The sequence below is a fragment of the Halomonas sp. NO4 genome (assembly GCF_010994375.1).
Classification (GTDB): domain Bacteria; phylum Pseudomonadota; class Gammaproteobacteria; order Pseudomonadales; family Halomonadaceae; genus Halomonas.
The window spans coordinates 14,654-32,118 of record NZ_WHMA01000015.1 but is presented as its reverse complement, the minus strand read 5'-3'; the positions used below and the strand labels follow the sequence as shown (position 1 = coordinate 32,118).

Sequence of the window (17,465 nt, the reverse complement as noted above, 5' to 3'; positions counted from 1 at the left end):
CCGAGAGTACCCGGGCGGGGCCTGTGTCTGACACGGCGTCGCCGTGACGGCGCTTAGGCGGCGAGCTTGGCGGCGATGCTGGCCACGTGCTCGCCCTGGAAGCGGGCGATCTTGAGTTCGCGCTCGTCGGGCTGGCGCGAGCCGTCGCTGCCGGCGATGGTCGAGGCGCCATAGGGGTTGCCGCCACCGGCCTGATCGAAGATGTACTGCTCGCCGATGCCATAGCCGAGCGGCACGATGACCATGCCCTGGTGGGCCAGAGTGTGCCAGAAGGAGGTGATGGTGGTCTCCTGGCCGCCGCCGGTGCCGGTGGAGGTGAAGACGCTCGCCACCTTGCCGCGCAGCGCCCCCTTGGCCCACAGGCCGCCGGTCTGGTCGAGGAAGTTGCGCATCTGGCCGCTCATGTTGCCGAAGCGCGTGGGGCTGCCGAAGATCACCGCATCGTAGTCGACGAGCTCCTGAGGCGTCGCCTCAGGGGTATCGAACTGCTGACCGCCGGCCTTGGCGAAGGTCTCCGGGTCCATGGTTTCGGGTACCCGCTTGACGGTGACCTCGACGCCCGCCACCTGGCGCGCGCCCTCGGCGACGGCGCCGGCCAGGGTGTCGATATGACCGTACATGGAGTGATAAAGCACGAGAACCTGGGTCATGACAACGCTCCTCTGTTGGCTGATGAACGATCACAGCATACGGGCTGGCCGCGTGCAAAAAAGCGAAGGTTTTCGTCGCCTAGGTTCGATTTCATCGATTGCCGCGCCGCCACACCCCCTCGAGGATGCGCACCTTGTCGGCAGCCAGGTTGTCGCGCAGGTTGCGCCCCATGAGCGGGAAGTCATCGCCGAAGATCAGGGCGGGACCGGGCATGGATTGCCCAGCCGCCGACACGGCGGCAATGCTCTCGTGCTCGCTGCGGGTCTGTCGCCAGGCCAGCGCGGCTTGGGTGACATCGCGCACCGTCTCGGGCACGAAGCCGGCCAGGGCCAGGCAGCGCTCGAGCGCCTCCCGCGAGCGCAGATGGCTAGTCGCCGCGCTGCGGGCCCAGGGCACCGGCAGGGCCAACGGTTCGCGGTTGTCGCCGGCCACCACCTCGTGCAGCAGCACCCGACCGCCCGGCACCAGCAGCCGATGCCACTCGGCCAGCACGCGAGGCACCGCGGGCATGTTCATCAGGGCGTGCTGACACCACACCACCTCGACGCTGCCCGCCGCCAGGGGCACGGCCGCGGCGTCGGCGCACAGGAAGCGGGTGCGCTCGGCGAGCCCCGTGGCCGCGCTCAGCCAGCTCGCCACCGCCACGAAGTCGCGGGTGATGTCCACACCGGTGACCTCGGCGCCGTACTCGTCGGCCAGCAGGCGGCTGGCCCCGCCAGTGCCGCACCCCACGTCGAGCACGCGCTCGCCCGGCGCCACCGTGCCCAGCGTCGCCAGGGAACGGCTGGCCGTGCGCCCGCCTAGGTGCAGCTGGTCGATGCCGGCGATGTCATCCAGGCTCAGCCGATCGGGCTCGCGCCCGGCCGCGCGGAAGGCCTCATGAAGCCGCGCCAGCAGGCCTTCGCCCTGGCCGGCCGGTCCGGCATAGTGGTCGTTGAGATGGCGGCCCAGGTCGTAGGGTTCGGCGGACATGGCACACTCCCGGAAGGCAGGTAAAGAGGGCAGGATGTCGAGCCTACGCCACGCGGCGAGAGCCGCCCATTGGGCCATGGTCATGGGCGAGGGTAGACTGTCAGCGCTGCAGCGCCGCTTGCCGCGGCCTCATCGACACGCCCAGGGAGACTGTCATGCTGGCCGAATGGCTCGACGCCAGTCTGGAAGAGCACGCTACCGCCACACCGCGCGAGGGCCGCGTGCCCGGCGGTCGCTTCACGATTCACGCCCCCGGACTGCTCGAGCTGACCCCCGACCGCCCGGGCCCCGCTGCTCGCGTCGGTGTTCTCTCAGCCGGCATTCATGGCAACGAGACCGCCCCCATCGAGCTGCTCGGCGCGGCGCTGGCTCGCCTCGAGGCCGGCCTGCTGCGCCTCGGCGCGCCGCTGCTGGTGATCCTTGGCAACCTCGAGGCGATCCGTGCGGGCGTGCGCTACCTGGACACCAACCTCAACCGGCTGTTTCACCGCGACCTGGCGGAGCACGGCCCGGAGCCCGATCGCGCCCGCGAGCTGATGGCCGCGGTGGACGCCTTCTTCGCCCGCCAACCGGGGAAGGAACGTCTGCATTACGATCTGCACACGGCGATCCGCGACAGCCACTACCCGCGCTTTGCGGTCAGCCCCTTCGCCGCCACGCCGGTCAGCCCCGAGCAGTGGCGCTGGCTGGCCGCCGCCGATATCCAGGCCGTGCTGCATCAGCACCAGCACAGCTGGACCTTCTCGCACTATTCCAAGCACTACCACTCAGCCCAAGTCTTCACCCTGGAGCTGGGTCGGGTGCGCTCCTTCGGCGACAACGACCTGGCCGCCCTCGCCCCCATGGCACGGCTGCTCGAGGCGCTGATCGCCGGCGAGACACCGCCAAGCGCCGAACCGGCGGGCATGACCTACTTCCGGGTCGTCCACGAGCTCAGGCGCGAGAGCCAGGACTTCCGGCTGTGCTTTGCCGACGACACGCCCAACTTCACCCAGTTCGCCCCCGGTACCCGGCTCACCGAGGATGGCGAGGCCGGTCCCTTCATCGTGGGCGAGGCGCCGTTGTGGGTGGTCTTCCCCAATGCCCAGGTCGAGCTGGGCGCGCGGGCCGCGCTGCTGGTGCGTCCCGAGGCACCCCCGGAGCGCTGAACCGGCCAGGAGCCGCTGCCCAAACCGCCCTGGCCTGTTAAAATCGCCCTCTTTCGTGCCAGCCCGTTCGTCCGACCTGGAGCCGCCCCATGGCCGATACCCCGATTCCCCTCGAGGTGCGCAACATCAAGAAGCGCTTCGGCGACACCGAAGTCCTCAAGGGGCTGTCGCTCGCGGCCCACAAGGGAGATGTGATCACCCTGATCGGAGCCTCCGGTTCCGGCAAGAGCACCTTCCTGCGCTGCATGAACCTTCTCGAGCAGCCCGACGAGGGCGAGCTGATCGTCCACGGCGAGACGGTTCGCTTCAAACAAACCAAGCACGGCCGCGAGCCGGCGGACTGGAAGCAGGTCGTGCGCATGCGCGCCAAGCTCTCCATGGTGTTCCAGAGCTTCAACCTCTGGGCGCACATGACGCTGCTCGAGAACGTCATCGAGGCCCCGGTCCACGTGCTCGGCAAGCCGAAGAAGGAAGCCATCGAACAGGCCCGCGCCCTGCTCGACCGGGTGGGGCTCAGCGAGCGCGCCGACGCCTATCCGGCGCAGATGTCCGGCGGCCAGCAGCAGCGCGGCGCCATCGCCCGGGCGCTCGCCATGGACCCGGAGGTGATGCTCTTCGACGAGCCCACTTCGGCCCTCGACCCCGAGCTCGTCGGCGACGTGCTCAAGGTCATGCGCGACCTGGCCAAGGAGGGGCGCACCATGATCGTGGTGACCCACGAGATGGCCTTTGCCCGCGACGTCTCGAGCCAGGTGATCTATCTGCACCAGGGCGTGATCGAGGAAGCCGGCGCGCCGGCGGACGTGCTGGGCAACCCGCGATCCGAGCGGCTCAAGCAGTTCCTGGCGCCCAAGCACTGAGCGGGGCCCCATGAGGATAGACCCATGATCGACCTGCATGGCTACGGCCCGCGCCTCGCCGAAGGCGCCCTGGTCACCATCGAGCTGGCGGTGCTGTCGCTGGCGCTGGCCATCGTGCTGGGCCTCATCACCGCCAGCGCCAAGATGTCGCGCAGCTGGCTGGCTCATCGCATCGGCACCCTCTACACCACCATCATCCGCGGCGTACCCGACCTGGTGCTGATGATGCTGATGTTCTTCGGCGGCCAGATCGGCATCAACATGTTCACCGACTGGCTCTACTACCAGTTCGATATCGACATCTTCATCAACGTCAACGAGTTCGTCGCCGGCGTGATCACCATCGGCCTGATCTTCGGCGCCTACATGGGCGAGACCTTCCGCGGCGCCTTCCTCGCCGTGGACAGCGGCCAGATCGAGGCGGGACGCGCCTACGGCATGAGCCAGTGGTTGGTGTTCCGACGCATCCGCTTTCCGCAGATGATGCGCCACGCCATCCCCGGGCTCTCCAACAACTGGATGGTGCTGCTCAAGACCACGGCGCTGGTCTCGGTGATCGGCCTCTCCGACATGGTGCGCGTCGCCTCGGAGGCCTCCAAGGCTACCCGCGAGCCCTTCACCTTCATGCTCATCGTGGCCGTTATCTACCTGCTGATCGCCAGCGTCTCGGAATGGGGCTTCGCGCGACTGCAGAAACGCTACAACGTCGGCTACCGGGAGGCGGACTGATGGACGCCCTGATGACCTGGCTAGAGGCCCAACTGGCCGACAACAGCATCTTTACCCTGCAGACCTTCGGCTACTACGGCGAGGGGCTTACCACCACCGTGCAGCTGGTGTTCCTGTCGCTGGTGATCGGACTGGTGGCCGCCGTGCCGCTGGCCATCGGCCGCGGCTCGAAGCGCCCCTGGGTCAAGTGGCCGATCTTCGCCTACACCTACGTGTTTCGCGGCACGCCGCTGCTGGTGCAACTCTACCTGATCTACTACGGGGTGGTGTTCGTCGAGGGCATCCAGGAGACCTGGCTGTGGGTGATTCTCGAGAAGCCCTTCGTGCCGGCGCTGATCGCTTTCACGCTCAACACCGCCGCCTACACCACCGAGATCTTCCACGGCGCCATTCAGGCCACGCCGCGCGGCGAGATCGAGGCGGCGCGCGCCTACGGCATGTCGCGCAGGCTCATGCTGCGCCGCATCGTGCTGCCCAGCGCCTTTCGCCGCGCCCTGCCCGCCTACGGCAACGAGGTGATCTTCATGCTCCACGCCAGCGCCATCGCCAGCGTGGTGACCATCATGGACCTCACCGGCGCGGCCCGCTTCGTCTACGCGCGCTACTACGCGCCCTTCGAGGCCTTCCTGTTCGTGGCGGCCATCTACCTGTGCCTGACCTTCGCCATCCTCTACTTCTTCCGCTGGCTCGAGCGGCGCCTGCTCGCCCACCTCAAGCCGGCCAGCGGCTGAGCCGGCACCGAGCAGCGTAAAACGAGCGTTGGGAACTGGCGTTCGAAACCCGCCGGTTCCCCCTTTCGGCCCGCCGGACCATCCGCTATCTTGGACGGGTCATCGCCTACCCGGCGACATCACCAACAACAGGGGACAGCCCATGAAGCTCCACAAGATCCTAAGCCTCGGCGTGCTCGGCACCGCCCTGATCGCCGGCAGCGCCAGCGCCGAGGTCCGTGACATCCGCATCGGCGTCGACGTGCCCTACGAGCCCATGGAGTACCGCACGCCCGAGGGCGAGCTGACCGGTTTCGACATCGAGCTGGGCAACGCCCTGTGTGCCGAGATCGGCATCGAGTGCGAGTGGGTCGTGCAGGGTTGGGACGGCATCATCCCCGGCCTGATGGCGCGCAAGTACGACGCCATCATGTCCTCCATGACCATCAACGAGCAGCGCCGCGAGCAGGTGCTCTTCTCCGATCCCTACATCACCCCGCCCTCCGCCTGGTTCGCGCCCGCCGACGTCGAGATCGGCACGCCCAGCGAAGAGACCCTGGAAGGCATGACCATCGGCGTGCAGCGCGGCACCCTGCAGGACAACTACGTCACCGACATGTACGGCGACGTGGCCGACGTCAACCGCTATGCCACCGCCGACGACATGGTGCTGGACATGGATGCCGGGCGTCTCGATGCCGTCTTCCTCGACTTCCCCATCGGCAAGTCCACCCTACTCGACAGCGAAGCCGGCAACTACAAGGTGGTGGGCGAGATGATCACCGAGCCCAAGGAGTACTTCGGCGAGGGCTTCGGCATCGCCTTCCGCCAGCGCGACCAAGAGCTTGCCCAGGCCTTCAACGAGGCGCTCGACACCCTGCAGGAGAATGGCACCTACGACGAGATTCACGCCAAGTACTTTGGCGAGGAATGAGTGCCACGGCGGTTGATCGCCAGCGCGCTCGTCGAGCCTCTACTCCCACATCGCCCTCGGCCACGGCCGGGGGCGATTGCGTTTCAGCCCGTGCCACCGCCGCGATGCGGCCCCGGCACATGGCTGTCCGTCTCGGGCACGGCCAGCGCTTCGCCGTCCAGCGGCTGCGACAGCTCCTGCAGGATGCCGCAGTGGGCCGAGTCGGCCGCCCCCGCGCAGCGCGAGCGCAGGGCGACCAGCGCCTCGCGCAGCGCCTGGAGCTGGGCGATGCGCGCCTCCACGTGGGCCAGGTGGTCATCGATCAGGCCGTTGACCGCATCGCAGGGCTGGCGCGGATGGTCGTGGTAGTCGAGCAGGGTGCGAATCTCCTCAAGCGTCATGTCCAGCGCCCGGCAGTGGCGAATGAAGCGCAGCCGCTGGGCGTGGGAGTCACCGTATAGCCGGTAGTTGGCGCGGCTGCGCGTCGGCTCGGGCAACAGCCCCTCGCGCTCGTAGTAGCGGATGGTCTCCACTGCGCAGCTGGTGGCCGCGGCCAGTTCACCGATCTTCATGAATTCTCCTCGCCGATGGCGCTTGACCCTGTAGTGGCTACAGGGTGTGTCATAGGGACAATCTTGGCAAGGAGCCCGACATGACCACACGATCGTCCTGCAACGGCTGCTGCGGCGGCGAGAGCCCCAACGCCGCCCCGTCCCATGACGCAGCACCCACCGACACCCGCTCCCTGCGCCTGCACATCGCCGACATGTGCTGCCCCACCGAAGAGGGGCTGCTGCGCCGCGCGCTCGAGGATGCCCCCGGCGTCGAAGCGCTGGAGTTCGACCTCATGGGACGCGTGCTCACCGTGCACCACCGCGATGCCGACGAGGAGGCGATCCGCCGGCGCATCGCCGCCACCGGCATGACCGCGGTCACCCTGGACGGCACCCGCCGCCCCGAGCCGCCCAGCGAGCGCGAGCCCTGGGCCAAGCTGGGCGTGGCGGCGCTGATCGCCCTTGCCGCCGAGGTGGGCGAATGGCTCGAGCTGGCCACCCCCTGGTTGCCCACCCTCCTGGCGCTGGCCGCCATCGCCCTGGTCGGCCTGCCCACCTGGAAGAAGGGCTTCATCGCCCTGCGCCACCGCACGCTCAACATCAACGCCCTGATGAGCGTGGCGGTCGCCGGCGCCCTGCTCATCGGTCACTGGGCCGAGGCGGCCATGGTGATCGTGCTCTTCACCCTCGCCGAGCGCATCGAGGCGCGCTCGCTGGGCCGCGCGCGACGCGCCATCCGCGAGCTACTCGACCTGGCCCCGGAGACGGCCAACGTCGAACAGCCCGACGGCCGCTTCGAGCGCCAGCCTGCCGAGACGGTCAGCGTGGGCAGCCGGGTGCGGGTGCGCGCCGGCGAGCGCCTGGCGCTGGACGGCGAGGTGGCAGCGGGCCACCCCACACTGGACGAGTCGCCCATCACCGGCGAGAGCCTGCCGGTGGACAAGACGCCCGGTGACGCCGTGTTTGCCGGCAGCGTGAACCGCAACGGCGAGTTCACCTACCACACCACCCGCGCCGCCAGCGACACGACGCTGGCGCGCATCATCCACGCCGTGGAGCAGGCCCAGGCGAGCCGCGCCCCCACCCAGCGCTTCATCGACCGCTTCGCCGCCGTCTATACGCCAGCGGTGTTCGTTCTCGCCCTGCTCGCCGCGGTGACCTGGCCCTGGCTGGTCGGCGTCGCCTGGCTGGAGGGGGTGTATCTCGGCCTGGTGCTGCTGGTGATCGCCTGCCCCTGCGCCCTGGTGATCGCCACGCCGGTGACCATCGTCAGCGGCCTGGCCGCCGGGGCGCGGCGCGGCATTCTGATCAAGGGTGGCACTTTCCTCGAGCAGGGTCACCGCCTGGCCTGGCTCGCCTTCGACAAGACCGGCACCCTGACCCGCGGCGAACCCGCGCAGAGCCACTGGGACGCGCTCGACGACGCCCTGAATGAAGCGGAACGGGAGCGACTGCGTGCCCTGGCAGCGGGCCTGGCCACCCGCTCCGGCCATCCTGTCTCCGCCGCCATCGCCGCGGCCGCCAAGGAGGACGGCATCGCCCCGCTCGAGGTGAGCGACGTCCACGAGCAACCCGGCCAGGGCATCGTCGCCTCCTGGGAGGGGCATCGCGTCTGGCTCGGCAACCGCCGTCTGCTGGAGGCGCATGCCACGCTGGACGACGCCCTGGCCGCACGGCTGGCCGAGCGCGAGGCGCGCGGCGAGACGGTGGTGCTGCTCGGCGAGGCCGACCGGCCGCTGGCGCTCTTCGCGGTCAGCGACCCGCTGCGCGAGACCAGCCGCTCGGCCGTCGACGCCCTGCACCAGCGCGGCGTGAAGACGCTGATGCTCAGCGGTGACAACCCGGCGAGCGTCGCCCGCATCGCCGAGGCCGCCGGCATCGACGAGGCGCACGGCGCCCTGCTGCCGGAGGAGAAGCTGGCGATGATCGACGCCCGCGCCGCCCAGGGGCCGGTGGGCATGGTCGGCGACGGCATCAACGATGCCCCGGCGCTGGCGCGCGCTGACCTTGGCTTCGCCATGGGCGCCGCCGGCAGCGACGCCGCCATCGAAACCGCCGACGTGGCGCTGATGGACGACGACCCTCGCCGGCTGGTCGATTTCCTCGACCTCTCCCGCGCCACGCGCCGGGTGCTGGTGCAGAACATCGCCCTGGCGCTGGGCATCAAGGCGGTGTTCCTGGCGCTCGCCTTCAGCGGCCATGCCACCCTGTGGATGGCGGTGTTCGCCGACATGGGCGCGAGCCTCATCGTGGTGGCCAACGGGCTGCGGCTGCTCGGTATCGGGCCGCCACGAGCGCGCGACCTGACCACCTCTAGCGGGCCGGCCGGCGCCATGACACCGACCACCGAGCGCTAAGAAGGGATGACATCAGGGAGCCGTGGGGCGATGCGGGCGGTGGCGGTCGTTGGCATGGCACACCGCTGCGCTCAGGGGTGAGACGGCTTGGCAAGGTAGCGGTCCAGCCCCCACAGCAGGAGGCCGAACAGCAGGTGCGGCACGGCCGACGCCGGGATCAGCTGGGGACCGATCGCCAGGCCGGCGAGCCCCCAGCCCACCACCGGAAAGAACACCACCAGGATCACCCCCCACAGCACGGCGGCCAGGCCCAGCGCGGTCGGCAGGGTCTTGCGCGGGAAATAGCGAACGAACACCACCGACCAGAAGGTCACGTAGACGGTGTGGAACAGCAGGCCGACCGGCATCGGTAGCGGCCGCGCCAGCAGGGTCTCGGCAAAGGCCAGGGAGGGTGGCTTCGGAAAGGGCGAGATACCGGCCTTCAACAAGGCGACCATCACGATGGCAGTGAGCACCGACACCGCAATGCCGATGCCTATTGCCCGGGGCCAGGAAGGTTTGGCGGAATCTGTCTGGATCATCTTGCGCTCCTCTTGCCATGAACGGTACGGCTGCACCCTGCAGGAGAGGCGAAGCGTTACCGGCGGTGGCTCGTGGGGCAGTTTGGCCCGCAGTTTTCCTCGACCTCGCTGCAGCAGGCACCGACCAGGTGGTCCGTCAACGCCAGCAGGGCATCGAACACGGCGCGGTAATAGACGAACTGACCCTCTCGGCGCGACTCGACAAGGCCCGCGGCAGCGAGCTTCTGCAGGTGGAAGGTCAGCGCATTGGGAGCCACGTCCAGGCGCTCGCTGAGCCGGCCTGCCGCCAGGCCGGTGGGCCCCGCTGCCGCCAGCTGGCGAATCGCTGCCAGGCGGATGGGATGCGCGAGGGCGGTCAGCTTTCTGGCGACGATATCGTCGTTGTCCTGATTCATGGTTCGTGCCACGTAAGAATCGTCAGGCTGGCGCCTGATGCGCCTGGCGTTTGTGGGCATCGGGCAGCGCCCCGATGTGCCCTGGGAGTCAGCGAGCGAGGGCGGACAACTTTCCGAGAGCAATAGCGACGCTACCCGGCACCTCATTTCAAAAGTAGTTGAACTCAATAATTCATGCAATCATGAAATATTCAGGCTGCGCGACTTCGGCAGAGCACGACCGGAGGCCCCCCTCCATACCCTTGATCCGAATACCCGTCACCCCCCTCTCAGCGCAGCACGCGACGCACCAGCAACGGCCCCACCGCCTCGAAGAGCACCGTGGAGGCGACCACGGTGGCGATCAGCGCGGGCCCGTGCGCCGGAAAGCGCTCGGCGGCGAGCAGCGCCATGCCCATCGCCACCCCCGCCTGGGGCGTGAGCGCCAGGCCGATGTCGCGAGGCAGCTCGGCCTGGCGCTCGCGGGCCAGGCGCACGCCGAGCACCCCGCCCAGGTAGCGCCCGACCAGGCGCAGCACCAGGTAGGCCAGCGTCATGCCCAGGGCGTCGTCGAGCCGGGCCAGGTCGACGCTCGCCCCGGAGAGCACGAAGAAGAACACCAGGAAGGGCCACTCGATGTGCTCGATCTCGTTGAACGAGCGGGAGTGATGGCGCGACAGGTTGGCCACCAGGGTGCCGGCCACCATGGCGGCGAGCAGGGCCGAGACGCCGAGCCAGTCGGCCAGGCCGGCGAGGAGCAGGATCAGCGCGATGGCCTCGACCTGGGTGGGTTCGCCCGGGCGTAGCCGGCCGGTGAGCCAGGCGGCCGGCAGCCCCACGGCCGCACCGAGCAGCACCGCCCCGCCCAGCTCCCAGCCGGCGAGCAGCAGCGCCGTGCTGCCGTCGCCGGAGAGCCACCAGCTGAGCAGCGCCATGGCCAGGCCGAAGGCGAGCACGCCCCAGCCGTCGTCGATGGCCACGATGCCCATCAGCAGCCGCGCGCGCAGGCGCGTATCGCCGCTCTCGTGCACCGTCTCGCTGACCGCCGCCGGGTCGGTGGCCACGGAGATGGCGGCCAGGCTCACCGCCACCGCCAGGGGAAAGCCGAGCAGCCACAGCCCCGCGCCGACCACCAGCGCCCCCACCGCGATCACCGACAGCGAGACGATCAGGATCAGCGGCCCGGTGCTCCGCAGCCGCGCCCAGGTCAGCTCGCCGCCCAGCAGGAAGGCCACCATCACCAGGGCCACCTGGATCAAGGGTTCGCCGAGGTCGGCCAGCGGCCGCGCGCCGGGCGAATCGAGCACCAGTTGCTGGACCAGCGCCACGCCGACACCCACGACCACCAATAGCGAGATGCGCGGCAGCCGCGTTCGCGCGGCCAGGCTGTCAGCGAAGATGCTCAGTGACAGGATGATCCCGAGGAAGATCAGGGCCAGCGTGGCGGGCGAGCTGTCGATGGCGCTCCAGGGCATGTCAGCGAGCCTGCTCCCGCTTCCTCATGGCCTGGCGCAGAAAGGCCAGGATCCAGCGGGCCATCAGCGCATCGTCCACCGCCGCAGCCAGCGAGGTCTCCCCTTCGCGCACCCGGGCATACCCCACGCTGTCGGCGCGCAGCGCCATCAGGTCGCGGGAGTAGGCCTTGGTGAACTCGGGGTGGCCCTGCACGCCCAGAAAGTGCTCGCCGAGCTGCATGAGGTAGGCAGGGCAGAAGTCGCTGCCGCCCAGTACCCGGGCGCCGGGCGGCGGCTCTACCACCTGATCCTGATGACTCACCACCAGGTCGAGGCCGGACTGCCAGGGCACCATCCATTCGGCGCGCTCGCCCACCTGGTTGAAGGAGACGCCGACGCCCCACCCCTTGGGGCTCTTGATCACCGTGCCACCCAAGGCACGGGCGATCAGTTGGTGGCCGAAGCAGATCCCCGCCAGCGGCTTGCCGGCGTCCCACAGGGCGCGCACGAAGCGCTCGAGATCGGCGATCCAGGGCCGGTCGTCGTTGACCCCGAACTTCGCGCCGGTGGTCATCCAGGCGTCCACCGCCTCGATGTCATCGGGAATCTCGCCATCGTGGCAACGCCACACGCGCCAGGTCAGCGACGGGTCCACGGCGACGAAAAGCCGCGCGAACATCTCGGGATAGTTGCCGTGGCGCTCGCGCAATTCCGGCGCCACGTCATCGCACTGCAGCAGCCCCATCCTCATCCTTTCGTCTCCTCGTTACTGGCCCGCCACTTCAGGTTACACGAAGGCCCCGCATGGCGGGGCCTTCGCGAACCAGAGGGGTGGCAGGCACCGCTATTCGAAGCTGAAGCGCGGCGGCGGGGCGTCGGGCAGCAGCGCCGCGCAGGCACGGACCTTTTCCAGCAATGCGGCGTGACTCGGTGCCAGCAGGTTGACGTGGGCGAGCTTGCGTCTCGGACGCTCGCTCTTGTCGTAGCGGTGCAGATGGGCGTCCGCGATGCCGAGAATGGCGGCGGAATCGCCCTCCTGGCCGATCACGTTGACCATGCAGCTGGGCATCCGCGCCGCGGTATCGCCTAGCGGCAGGCCTTGGATGGCGCGCAGGTGGTTCTCGAACTGGCTGGTCACCGCGCCATCGATCGACCAATGACCGGAGTTGTGCACCCGGGGGGCCATCTCGTTGGCCAGCAGGCCGCCGTCGCGGGTCTGGAAAAGCTCGAGGGTCAGCACGCCGACGTAGTCCAGCGCGTCGAGCAGCGCACGGATGTACTCATCGGCGGTCTGCTGCACGGCGTCGTCCAGGTCTGGCATCGGCGCGAGCGAGTAGCGCAGGATGCCGTCGACGTGGACATTCTCGGCCATGGGATAGAAGACCACCTGGCCGTCACGGCCGCGCACGGCGATGATCGACACCTCGCGCACGAAGTCGACGAAGGCCTCGACGATCAGTTGCGGGTGGCCGATCACGCGCCACGCCTCGGCGGCCTCGGCGGGGTCGCGGATCACCGCCTGCCCCTTGCCGTCGTAGCCCTCGGTGACCGACTTGGCGACCACCGGGCAGCCCAGCTCGCGGGCCGCCGCCTCCAGCTCGTCGGCATGCTCCACCAGGCGATAGGCCGGCGTGGGAATGCCCAGCCGATCGAACAGCGCCTTCTCCTCGGCGCGGTTCTGGCAGACGCGGATCGCCTCGCTCGACGGGTAGACCGGCTTGTGCTCCTCGATGGCCTGGACCAGCGACACCGGCAGGTGCTCGAACTCGTAGGTGACCAGGTCGACCCTGGCCAGGAAGTCATCGAGAAGATGGTGCCGATCCGTGTACACGATGACATCACCGATGCCCGCGCTGGGGTGGCCGGTGGTGTCGAGGAAGGTGAAGCGGTTGGCCAGTGGATAGCCGGCGAGCGCCAGCATGCGGCCCAGCTGGCCGGCTCCCAGAACGCCGATGTTCATGTCGCTTGTCTCCTCTCGCGGGCTCAGTCGGTCGCGGGGCGCGGATCGGGATCGTCGAGCACCGCCTGGGTCTGCTCGGCGCGGAAGGCCTCCACAGCGGCGCGCACCTCGGCGTCCTGCAGGCCGACGATCTGCGCGGCCAGCAGCCCGGCGTTGGTGGCCCCGGCCTTGCCGATGGCCAGGGTGCCCACGGCGATACCGCCGGGCATCTGGGCGATGGAGAGCAGCGAATCGAGCCCCTTGAGCGCCTTGGACTCCACCGGCACGCCGAGCACCGGCAGCGGGGTCTGCGAGGCCACCATGCCGGGCAGGTGGGCCGCGCCGCCGGCACCGGCGATGATCACCTGGATGCCGCGCCCGGCGGCGCCTTTCGCATAGTCGAACAGCAGGTCGGGGGTGCGATGGGCGGAGACCACCCGGGTCTCGCAGGGCACGCCGAGGCGCTCGAGCATCGCCACGGCGTGCTCCATGACCGGCCAGTCGGACTTGGAACCCATGATCACGCCAACGCGCGGCGCCTGATTGGAGGTCGACATCTGCGGCTCCCGGAGTGTGTCGGCAGAAAACGAAGGGCAGACATTCTAACGGCGCCTCTCGGCGCCGTCATCTTGACCAGTCGGGCAGCCCCTCGCATGCGGCTCAGCCGGGCGCGGCGCGCCCCTCGCGGCGGCTGACCAGCCAGTTGCCGGCCAGCACCAGCAGCATCACTGCCGCCCCACTCGCCTCCACCAGCAGGTTGGGGTAGAACACCGCCACGATGGCCGGCAGCAGTACCGCACGCAGGAGCCAGGACATGCGCGTGAAGAGATAGCCCTCCAGGGCCGCGGCGAAGGCACCCAGCGCCAGGAAGGCGATCGCCGCGTTCCACACCACCACCGGCACCGGCCCGCCGACGATGATCTCGGGGTTGAAGACCATGAACACCGGGATGAGGTAGAGGCCCTTGGCGAACTTCCACGCCTGGAAGCCGGTGTCCATGGGCTTGGCCCCGGCGATGGCCGCCCCGGCGAAGCCGGCCAGGGCGATGGGCGGGGTGACGTTTGAGTCCTGGGAGTACCAGAACACCACCAGGTGGGCGATCAGCAGCGGCACGCCGAACTCGGCGGTGAGCGCTGGCCCCACCAACACGATCAGCACGATGTAGCTGGCGGTCACCGGCAGGCCCATGCCCAGCACCAGGCTGGCCAGCAGCACCATCACCAGCGCCAGCAGCAGGTTGCCGCCGGAGAAGGCCAGCATCATGGAGGAGAACTTCAGCCCCAGGCCGGTCAGCCCCACCACGCCGACGATGATCCCGGCCACGGCGCAGGCCATGGAGACGGCCACGGCATTGCGCGCGCCCAGTTCCAGGCCGCCCACCAGCTTGCCCAGGCCGCTGCGCACGGCCTCACGCAGGGCGTCCGCGCTCACCGGCTGGCCCTGCCTGGGCGCCACGAAGAAGAACCAGACGGCAAAGCGCAGCACCGCCACGGCGAGGATGGTGAGAATGGCGAAGTAGCCCACCCGCGTCGGCGACAGGTTCATCACCAGCAGCCAGATGAGCACCGCCAGCGGCAGCAGAAAGTGCCAGCCGTAGCGCATCACGTCCCGCATCTGGGGTAACTCCGAGCGACTCATTCCCTGCATGCCCTGCTTCAAGGCGATGATGTGCACGAAGAGGTAGACGGTCGAGAAGTACATGATCGCCGGCAGGATGCTCACCTTGACCACCTCCAGGTAGGGCATCCGGGTGTACTCGGCGATCAGGAAGGCCCCGGCGCCCATCAGCGGCGGCATGATCTGCCCGCCGGTGGAGGCCGCCGCCTCGATGCCACCAGCCTGGTGCGGCTTGTAGCCCAGGCGCTTCATCAGCGGGATGGTAAAGGCGCCGGTGGTCACCACGTTGGCGATGGCGCTGCCCGATATCGAGCCCATGCCCGCCGAGGCGATGACCGCCGCCTTGGCCGGCCCGCCGCGCTGGCGGCCGGTGGCGGCATAGGCCAGGTCGATGAAGAACTTGCCGGCGCCGGTCACCTCCAGAAAGGCGCCGAACAGCACGAAGATGAAGATGTAGGTGGCCGCCACCCCCATGGGCAGGCCGAAGATGCCCTCCTGGCCCAGATAGAGCTGGCCCACCAGACGATCCAGGTTGTAGCCGCGATGCTCGAGGATGCCGGGCAGGAACTGCCCCAGCCAGGGAAGCTCGCCGCGCGGGCCGGCGAAGGCGTAGAGGATGGCCAGCACCCCGATCACGGTCATGCCGAGCCCCACCGCGCGGCGGGCCGCCTCGAGCACGGTGATGGTGGCGATGCAGCCGACCACGATGTCGGTCTGGCTCCAGAAACCGGCGCGGTTGATGATCTCGTCGAGAAAGAGCACCAGGTAGCCGCCGGTGAGCAGCGCCCCGGCGAAGAACAGCGTATCGATGACGCTGCTGATCGGCCCGCGCCGGTGCGAGGCGCCGAGCAGCGGGAACATCAGGAAGGCCAGCATCATGATCAGCATCAGGTGGATGCTGCGCTGGTAGAAAAGCCCCAGCGGCTGGATGCCGGCGGAGTAAAGCTGGAACAGCGACAGCCCCACCGCCACCAAGGTGATCAGCCATAGCACCGGGCGGGAGTGGGGCGCCTGGCTGCCGGGAATTACGGGGGAGGATCCCGATTCGCTCATCTCGGTTCTCTCTCAAGTGCGTGCTCAAGTGCGTGCTCGAGTGCGTGCTCGAATGGTCGGTCACTCACGGGCATCGGCCGCCCCGACCAGGCGCAGGGTGACCCGCTCCCCGGCAGCCAGGGCGCTCAGGCTGATGCGCGTGTCGTCGATGACCAGCCGGTGGTCGACGCGCAGCGACCCGACCCGCAGCCGATAGGCGTTGCCCGGGACCGGTTCGTCGATGGCCTCGATCCAGTAGCCGCCCTCGCCATCGGAGACCTGGCGGCCCCGGCCGGGAATGTGGTCGAGGCCGGCGGCGAAATCGGGCAGATGGCTGCGCTCGAGCACCATGCGCCCGTCGCGGTGGCGATAGCAGTCGAGGACCGGAAAGCCCTCGACGGAATGGTTCCACTCCAGGCACCACCCCTGCCCCTCCGGCATCGGCACCACCAGCAGGGACTCGCCGACGGCATCGACGACCTCCAGGCGGGCGGGCGGCGCGTCGGCCAGGGCCACCAGCGGCAGACACGACAGCAGGGCGGGCAACAGGGCCCGCCCTGCTGTCAGGCGTCGGTCGCGCATCGCCGACACCGGTCAGGGACGCTGATGGTCGGCGATCTCGGCGCCCACCTCCTCGTAGTAGCGCAGTGCGCCGGGGTGAAAGGCGATCGGCGTGGATTCGATGCTGAACTCCACGGTGGTGTCGTTGGCAGCCGGGTGCACCTCGATCAGCTCGTCGGTGCGCTCGAAGAGCATCTGGGTGATCTGGTAGGCGAGCTCCTCGTCCATCTCGCTGCTCACCGCCAGCACGTTGGGGATGCCGATGGTCTGCACGGCCTCGTCCATGCCCTCGTAGAGCCCCTCGCGCAGGGTATAGCGGGCAAACACCGGCGACTCCTCGCGGGCGTTGGCCACTTCCTCGTCGGTGAGGCCGACCAGGCGGATGTCGCGGGTGGTGGCCAGGTTCATGATCGAACTGGTGGGCGGACCCACGCTCCAGAAGCCGGCGGCGATGTCGCCGTCGCGAATGGCATCGGCCGTCTCGTTGAAGTTGAGGCGGCGCGGGTCGATGTCGTCGTAGGTAATGCCGTTGGACTCCAGCACGGCGCGGGCGTTGAGCTCGGTACCGCTGCCCGGCGCGCCCACGGAGATCACCTTGCCCTCGAGGTCGGAGAGCGACTCGATGCCGGAGTCGGCCAGGGTGACGATCTGCACCGCGTTAGGGTAGACGGAGGCCAGGGCGCGGATGTTCTCGAGCTGGCGCCCCTCGAAGTCACCGGTGCCGTTGTAGGCCTGGTGGACCGTATCGGCCAGGGCCAACGCCATGTCGGAGTCACCGCGCCATACCAGGCCCATGTTCTCCACCGAAGCCCCGGTGACCTCGGCCACCGCCTCGTAGCCTTCGATGTGCTTGCCGATCATCTCGGCCATGCCACCCCCCAAGGGGTAGTAGGTCCCGCCGGTACCGCCGGTGGCGATGGACAGCTGCTGGGCCGCTGCCAAAGGGGCAACCGCCAGCAGGGACGCTGCCGCGACGTATTTGAGAGCTCGCATGGAATGCCTCCATCCTGAAACCGGATTGGTATTGTGATTGTGAACCTTGCCCGAGCGTGTCAGGCACATCAGAAAGCTAG

18 protein-coding genes are annotated in these 17,465 nt (G+C 68.9%); 6 read left to right on the top strand and 12 right to left on the bottom strand.

Features of this window, described 5'->3' with window-relative positions; all coding sequences use genetic code 11:
* Positions 1-53 precede the first annotated feature (53 nt).
* Together wrbA and FEF15_RS11860 are read right to left on the bottom strand one after the other, a co-directional pair.
* A complete protein-coding gene (gene wrbA / locus FEF15_RS11865) occupies positions 54-650 on the bottom strand; it encodes an NAD(P)H:quinone oxidoreductase (RefSeq protein WP_163559384.1) in 597 nt (198 codons plus the stop codon).
* 91 nt (positions 651-741) lie between these two features.
* Positions 742-1,623: a class I SAM-dependent methyltransferase gene (locus FEF15_RS11860; RefSeq protein WP_163559383.1), complete on the bottom strand. Its 882-nt coding sequence runs from the start codon at positions 1,621-1,623 to the stop codon at positions 742-744.
* Positions 1,624-1,778: 155 nt separating this feature from the next.
* Between FEF15_RS11860 and FEF15_RS11855 the strand changes: the two genes are divergently transcribed.
* The 5 genes from FEF15_RS11855 to FEF15_RS11835 all read left to right on the top strand — a co-directional run bounded on the left by FEF15_RS11855 (position 1,779) and on the right by FEF15_RS11835 (position 6,004).
* Entirely contained in the window at positions 1,779-2,771 is a 993-nt protein-coding gene (locus tag FEF15_RS11855) for a succinylglutamate desuccinylase (RefSeq protein WP_163559382.1), read from the top strand.
* A gap of 89 nt (positions 2,772-2,860) precedes the next feature.
* Positions 2,861-3,631 carry an ATP-binding cassette domain-containing protein gene (locus tag FEF15_RS11850; protein WP_163559381.1) on the top strand — a complete coding sequence of 257 codons (771 nt, stop codon included), beginning with the start codon at positions 2,861-2,863 and terminating at the stop codon, positions 3,629-3,631.
* Between the two features lie 24 nt (positions 3,632-3,655).
* Entirely contained in the window at positions 3,656-4,360 is a 705-nt protein-coding gene (locus FEF15_RS11845; protein WP_163559380.1) for an ABC transporter permease, read from the top strand.
* The gene (locus FEF15_RS11840; protein ID WP_163559379.1) at positions 4,360-5,091 is read left to right on the top strand and encodes an ABC transporter permease; all 732 of its coding nucleotides are present in this window, start codon (positions 4,360-4,362) and stop codon (positions 5,089-5,091) included. The genes FEF15_RS11845 and FEF15_RS11840 overlap by 1 nt, the downstream gene beginning before the upstream one ends.
* Positions 5,092-5,233: 142 nt before the next feature.
* A complete protein-coding gene (locus FEF15_RS11835; protein ID WP_163559378.1) occupies positions 5,234-6,004 on the top strand; it encodes a transporter substrate-binding domain-containing protein in 771 nt (256 codons plus the stop codon).
* A gap of 83 nt (positions 6,005-6,087) precedes the next feature.
* On the opposite strand, the gene cadR is transcribed toward FEF15_RS11835, so the two are convergent.
* Positions 6,088-6,555, bottom strand: a complete 468-nt coding sequence (gene cadR, locus FEF15_RS11830; protein WP_163559377.1) for a Cd(II)/Pb(II)-responsive transcriptional regulator — start codon at positions 6,553-6,555, stop codon at positions 6,088-6,090.
* 80 nt (positions 6,556-6,635) lie between these two features.
* Here cadR and FEF15_RS11825 point away from each other — a divergent pair, with 80 nt between their 5' ends.
* The gene (locus FEF15_RS11825; RefSeq protein WP_163559376.1) at positions 6,636-8,894 is read left to right on the top strand and encodes a cation-translocating P-type ATPase; all 2,259 of its coding nucleotides are present in this window, start codon (positions 6,636-6,638) and stop codon (positions 8,892-8,894) included.
* A gap of 71 nt (positions 8,895-8,965) precedes the next feature.
* Here FEF15_RS11825 and FEF15_RS11820 read toward each other — a convergent pair whose 3' ends face one another.
* From FEF15_RS11820 to FEF15_RS11780, 9 genes are all read right to left on the bottom strand, one after another.
* Complete coding sequence (locus FEF15_RS11820) at positions 8,966-9,415, bottom strand: hypothetical protein (protein ID WP_163559375.1); 450 nt, start codon at positions 9,413-9,415, stop codon at positions 8,966-8,968.
* Positions 9,416-9,471: 56 nt separating this feature from the next.
* Positions 9,472-9,810, bottom strand: coding sequence for a metalloregulator ArsR/SmtB family transcription factor (locus tag FEF15_RS11815; protein WP_163559374.1), 339 nt, complete (start codon positions 9,808-9,810; stop codon positions 9,472-9,474).
* 269 nt (positions 9,811-10,079) lie between these two features.
* The gene (locus FEF15_RS11810) at positions 10,080-11,264 is read right to left on the bottom strand and encodes a cation:proton antiporter (protein ID WP_163559373.1); all 1,185 of its coding nucleotides are present in this window, start codon (positions 11,262-11,264) and stop codon (positions 10,080-10,082) included.
* A 1-nt stretch (position 11,265) separates the two neighbouring features.
* On the bottom strand, positions 11,266-11,994 hold the full coding sequence (locus FEF15_RS11805) for a GMP synthase (protein ID WP_163559372.1): 729 nt from the start codon (positions 11,992-11,994) through the stop codon (positions 11,266-11,268).
* A gap of 93 nt (positions 11,995-12,087) precedes the next feature.
* Positions 12,088-13,203, bottom strand: coding sequence for a 5-(carboxyamino)imidazole ribonucleotide synthase (locus FEF15_RS11800; protein WP_163559371.1), 1,116 nt, complete (start codon positions 13,201-13,203; stop codon positions 12,088-12,090).
* A 23-nt stretch (positions 13,204-13,226) separates the two neighbouring features.
* Positions 13,227-13,739 (bottom strand): 5-(carboxyamino)imidazole ribonucleotide mutase, encoded by a 513-nt coding sequence (gene purE / locus FEF15_RS11795; RefSeq protein WP_163559370.1) that lies wholly within the window; start codon positions 13,737-13,739, stop codon positions 13,227-13,229.
* 103 nt (positions 13,740-13,842) lie between these two features.
* On the bottom strand, positions 13,843-15,852 hold the full coding sequence (locus FEF15_RS11790; protein ID WP_163559369.1) for a TRAP transporter permease: 2,010 nt from the start codon (positions 15,850-15,852) through the stop codon (positions 13,843-13,845).
* Between the two features lie 60 nt (positions 15,853-15,912).
* Positions 15,913-16,413, bottom strand: coding sequence for a DUF1850 domain-containing protein (locus FEF15_RS11785; RefSeq protein ID WP_163559368.1), 501 nt, complete (start codon positions 16,411-16,413; stop codon positions 15,913-15,915).
* Between the two features lie 12 nt (positions 16,414-16,425).
* On the bottom strand, positions 16,426-17,385 hold the full coding sequence (locus tag FEF15_RS11780; RefSeq protein WP_163559367.1) for a TAXI family TRAP transporter solute-binding subunit: 960 nt from the start codon (positions 17,383-17,385) through the stop codon (positions 16,426-16,428).
* Positions 17,386-17,465: the final 80 nt, after the last annotated feature.

Bases quoted from the DNA above. Each gene is read 5' to 3' on its own strand.
- FEF15_RS11790 (WP_163559369.1), bottom strand. From the start codon at position 15,852: ATGAGCGAATCGGGATCCTCCCCCGTAATTCCCGGCAGCCAGGCGCCC.
- FEF15_RS11840 (WP_163559379.1), top strand. From the start codon at position 4,360: ATGGACGCCCTGATGACCTGGCTAGAGGCCCAACTGGCCGACAACAGC.
- purE (WP_163559370.1), bottom strand. From the start codon at position 13,739: ATGTCGACCTCCAATCAGGCGCCGCGCGTTGGCGTGATCATGGGTTCC.
- FEF15_RS11845 (WP_163559380.1), top strand. From the start codon at position 3,656: ATGATCGACCTGCATGGCTACGGCCCGCGCCTCGCCGAAGGCGCCCTG.
- FEF15_RS11805 (WP_163559372.1), bottom strand. From the start codon at position 11,994: ATGAGGATGGGGCTGCTGCAGTGCGATGACGTGGCGCCGGAATTGCGC.
- FEF15_RS11780 (WP_163559367.1), bottom strand. From the start codon at position 17,385: ATGCGAGCTCTCAAATACGTCGCGGCAGCGTCCCTGCTGGCGGTTGCC.
- FEF15_RS11825 (WP_163559376.1), top strand. From the start codon at position 6,636: ATGACCACACGATCGTCCTGCAACGGCTGCTGCGGCGGCGAGAGCCCC.
- FEF15_RS11850 (WP_163559381.1), top strand. From the start codon at position 2,861: ATGGCCGATACCCCGATTCCCCTCGAGGTGCGCAACATCAAGAAGCGC.
- FEF15_RS11785 (WP_163559368.1), bottom strand. From the start codon at position 16,413: ATGCGCGACCGACGCCTGACAGCAGGGCGGGCCCTGTTGCCCGCCCTG.
- wrbA (WP_163559384.1), bottom strand. From the start codon at position 650: ATGACCCAGGTTCTCGTGCTTTATCACTCCATGTACGGTCATATCGAC.
- FEF15_RS11800 (WP_163559371.1), bottom strand. From the start codon at position 13,203: ATGAACATCGGCGTTCTGGGAGCCGGCCAGCTGGGCCGCATGCTGGCG.
- cadR (WP_163559377.1), bottom strand. From the start codon at position 6,555: ATGAAGATCGGTGAACTGGCCGCGGCCACCAGCTGCGCAGTGGAGACC.
- FEF15_RS11820 (WP_163559375.1), bottom strand. From the start codon at position 9,415: ATGATCCAGACAGATTCCGCCAAACCTTCCTGGCCCCGGGCAATAGGC.
- FEF15_RS11860 (WP_163559383.1), bottom strand. From the start codon at position 1,623: ATGTCCGCCGAACCCTACGACCTGGGCCGCCATCTCAACGACCACTAT.
- FEF15_RS11815 (WP_163559374.1), bottom strand. From the start codon at position 9,810: ATGAATCAGGACAACGACGATATCGTCGCCAGAAAGCTGACCGCCCTC.
- FEF15_RS11855 (WP_163559382.1), top strand. From the start codon at position 1,779: ATGCTGGCCGAATGGCTCGACGCCAGTCTGGAAGAGCACGCTACCGCC.
- FEF15_RS11835 (WP_163559378.1), top strand. From the start codon at position 5,234: ATGAAGCTCCACAAGATCCTAAGCCTCGGCGTGCTCGGCACCGCCCTG.
- FEF15_RS11810 (WP_163559373.1), bottom strand. From the start codon at position 11,264: ATGCCCTGGAGCGCCATCGACAGCTCGCCCGCCACGCTGGCCCTGATC.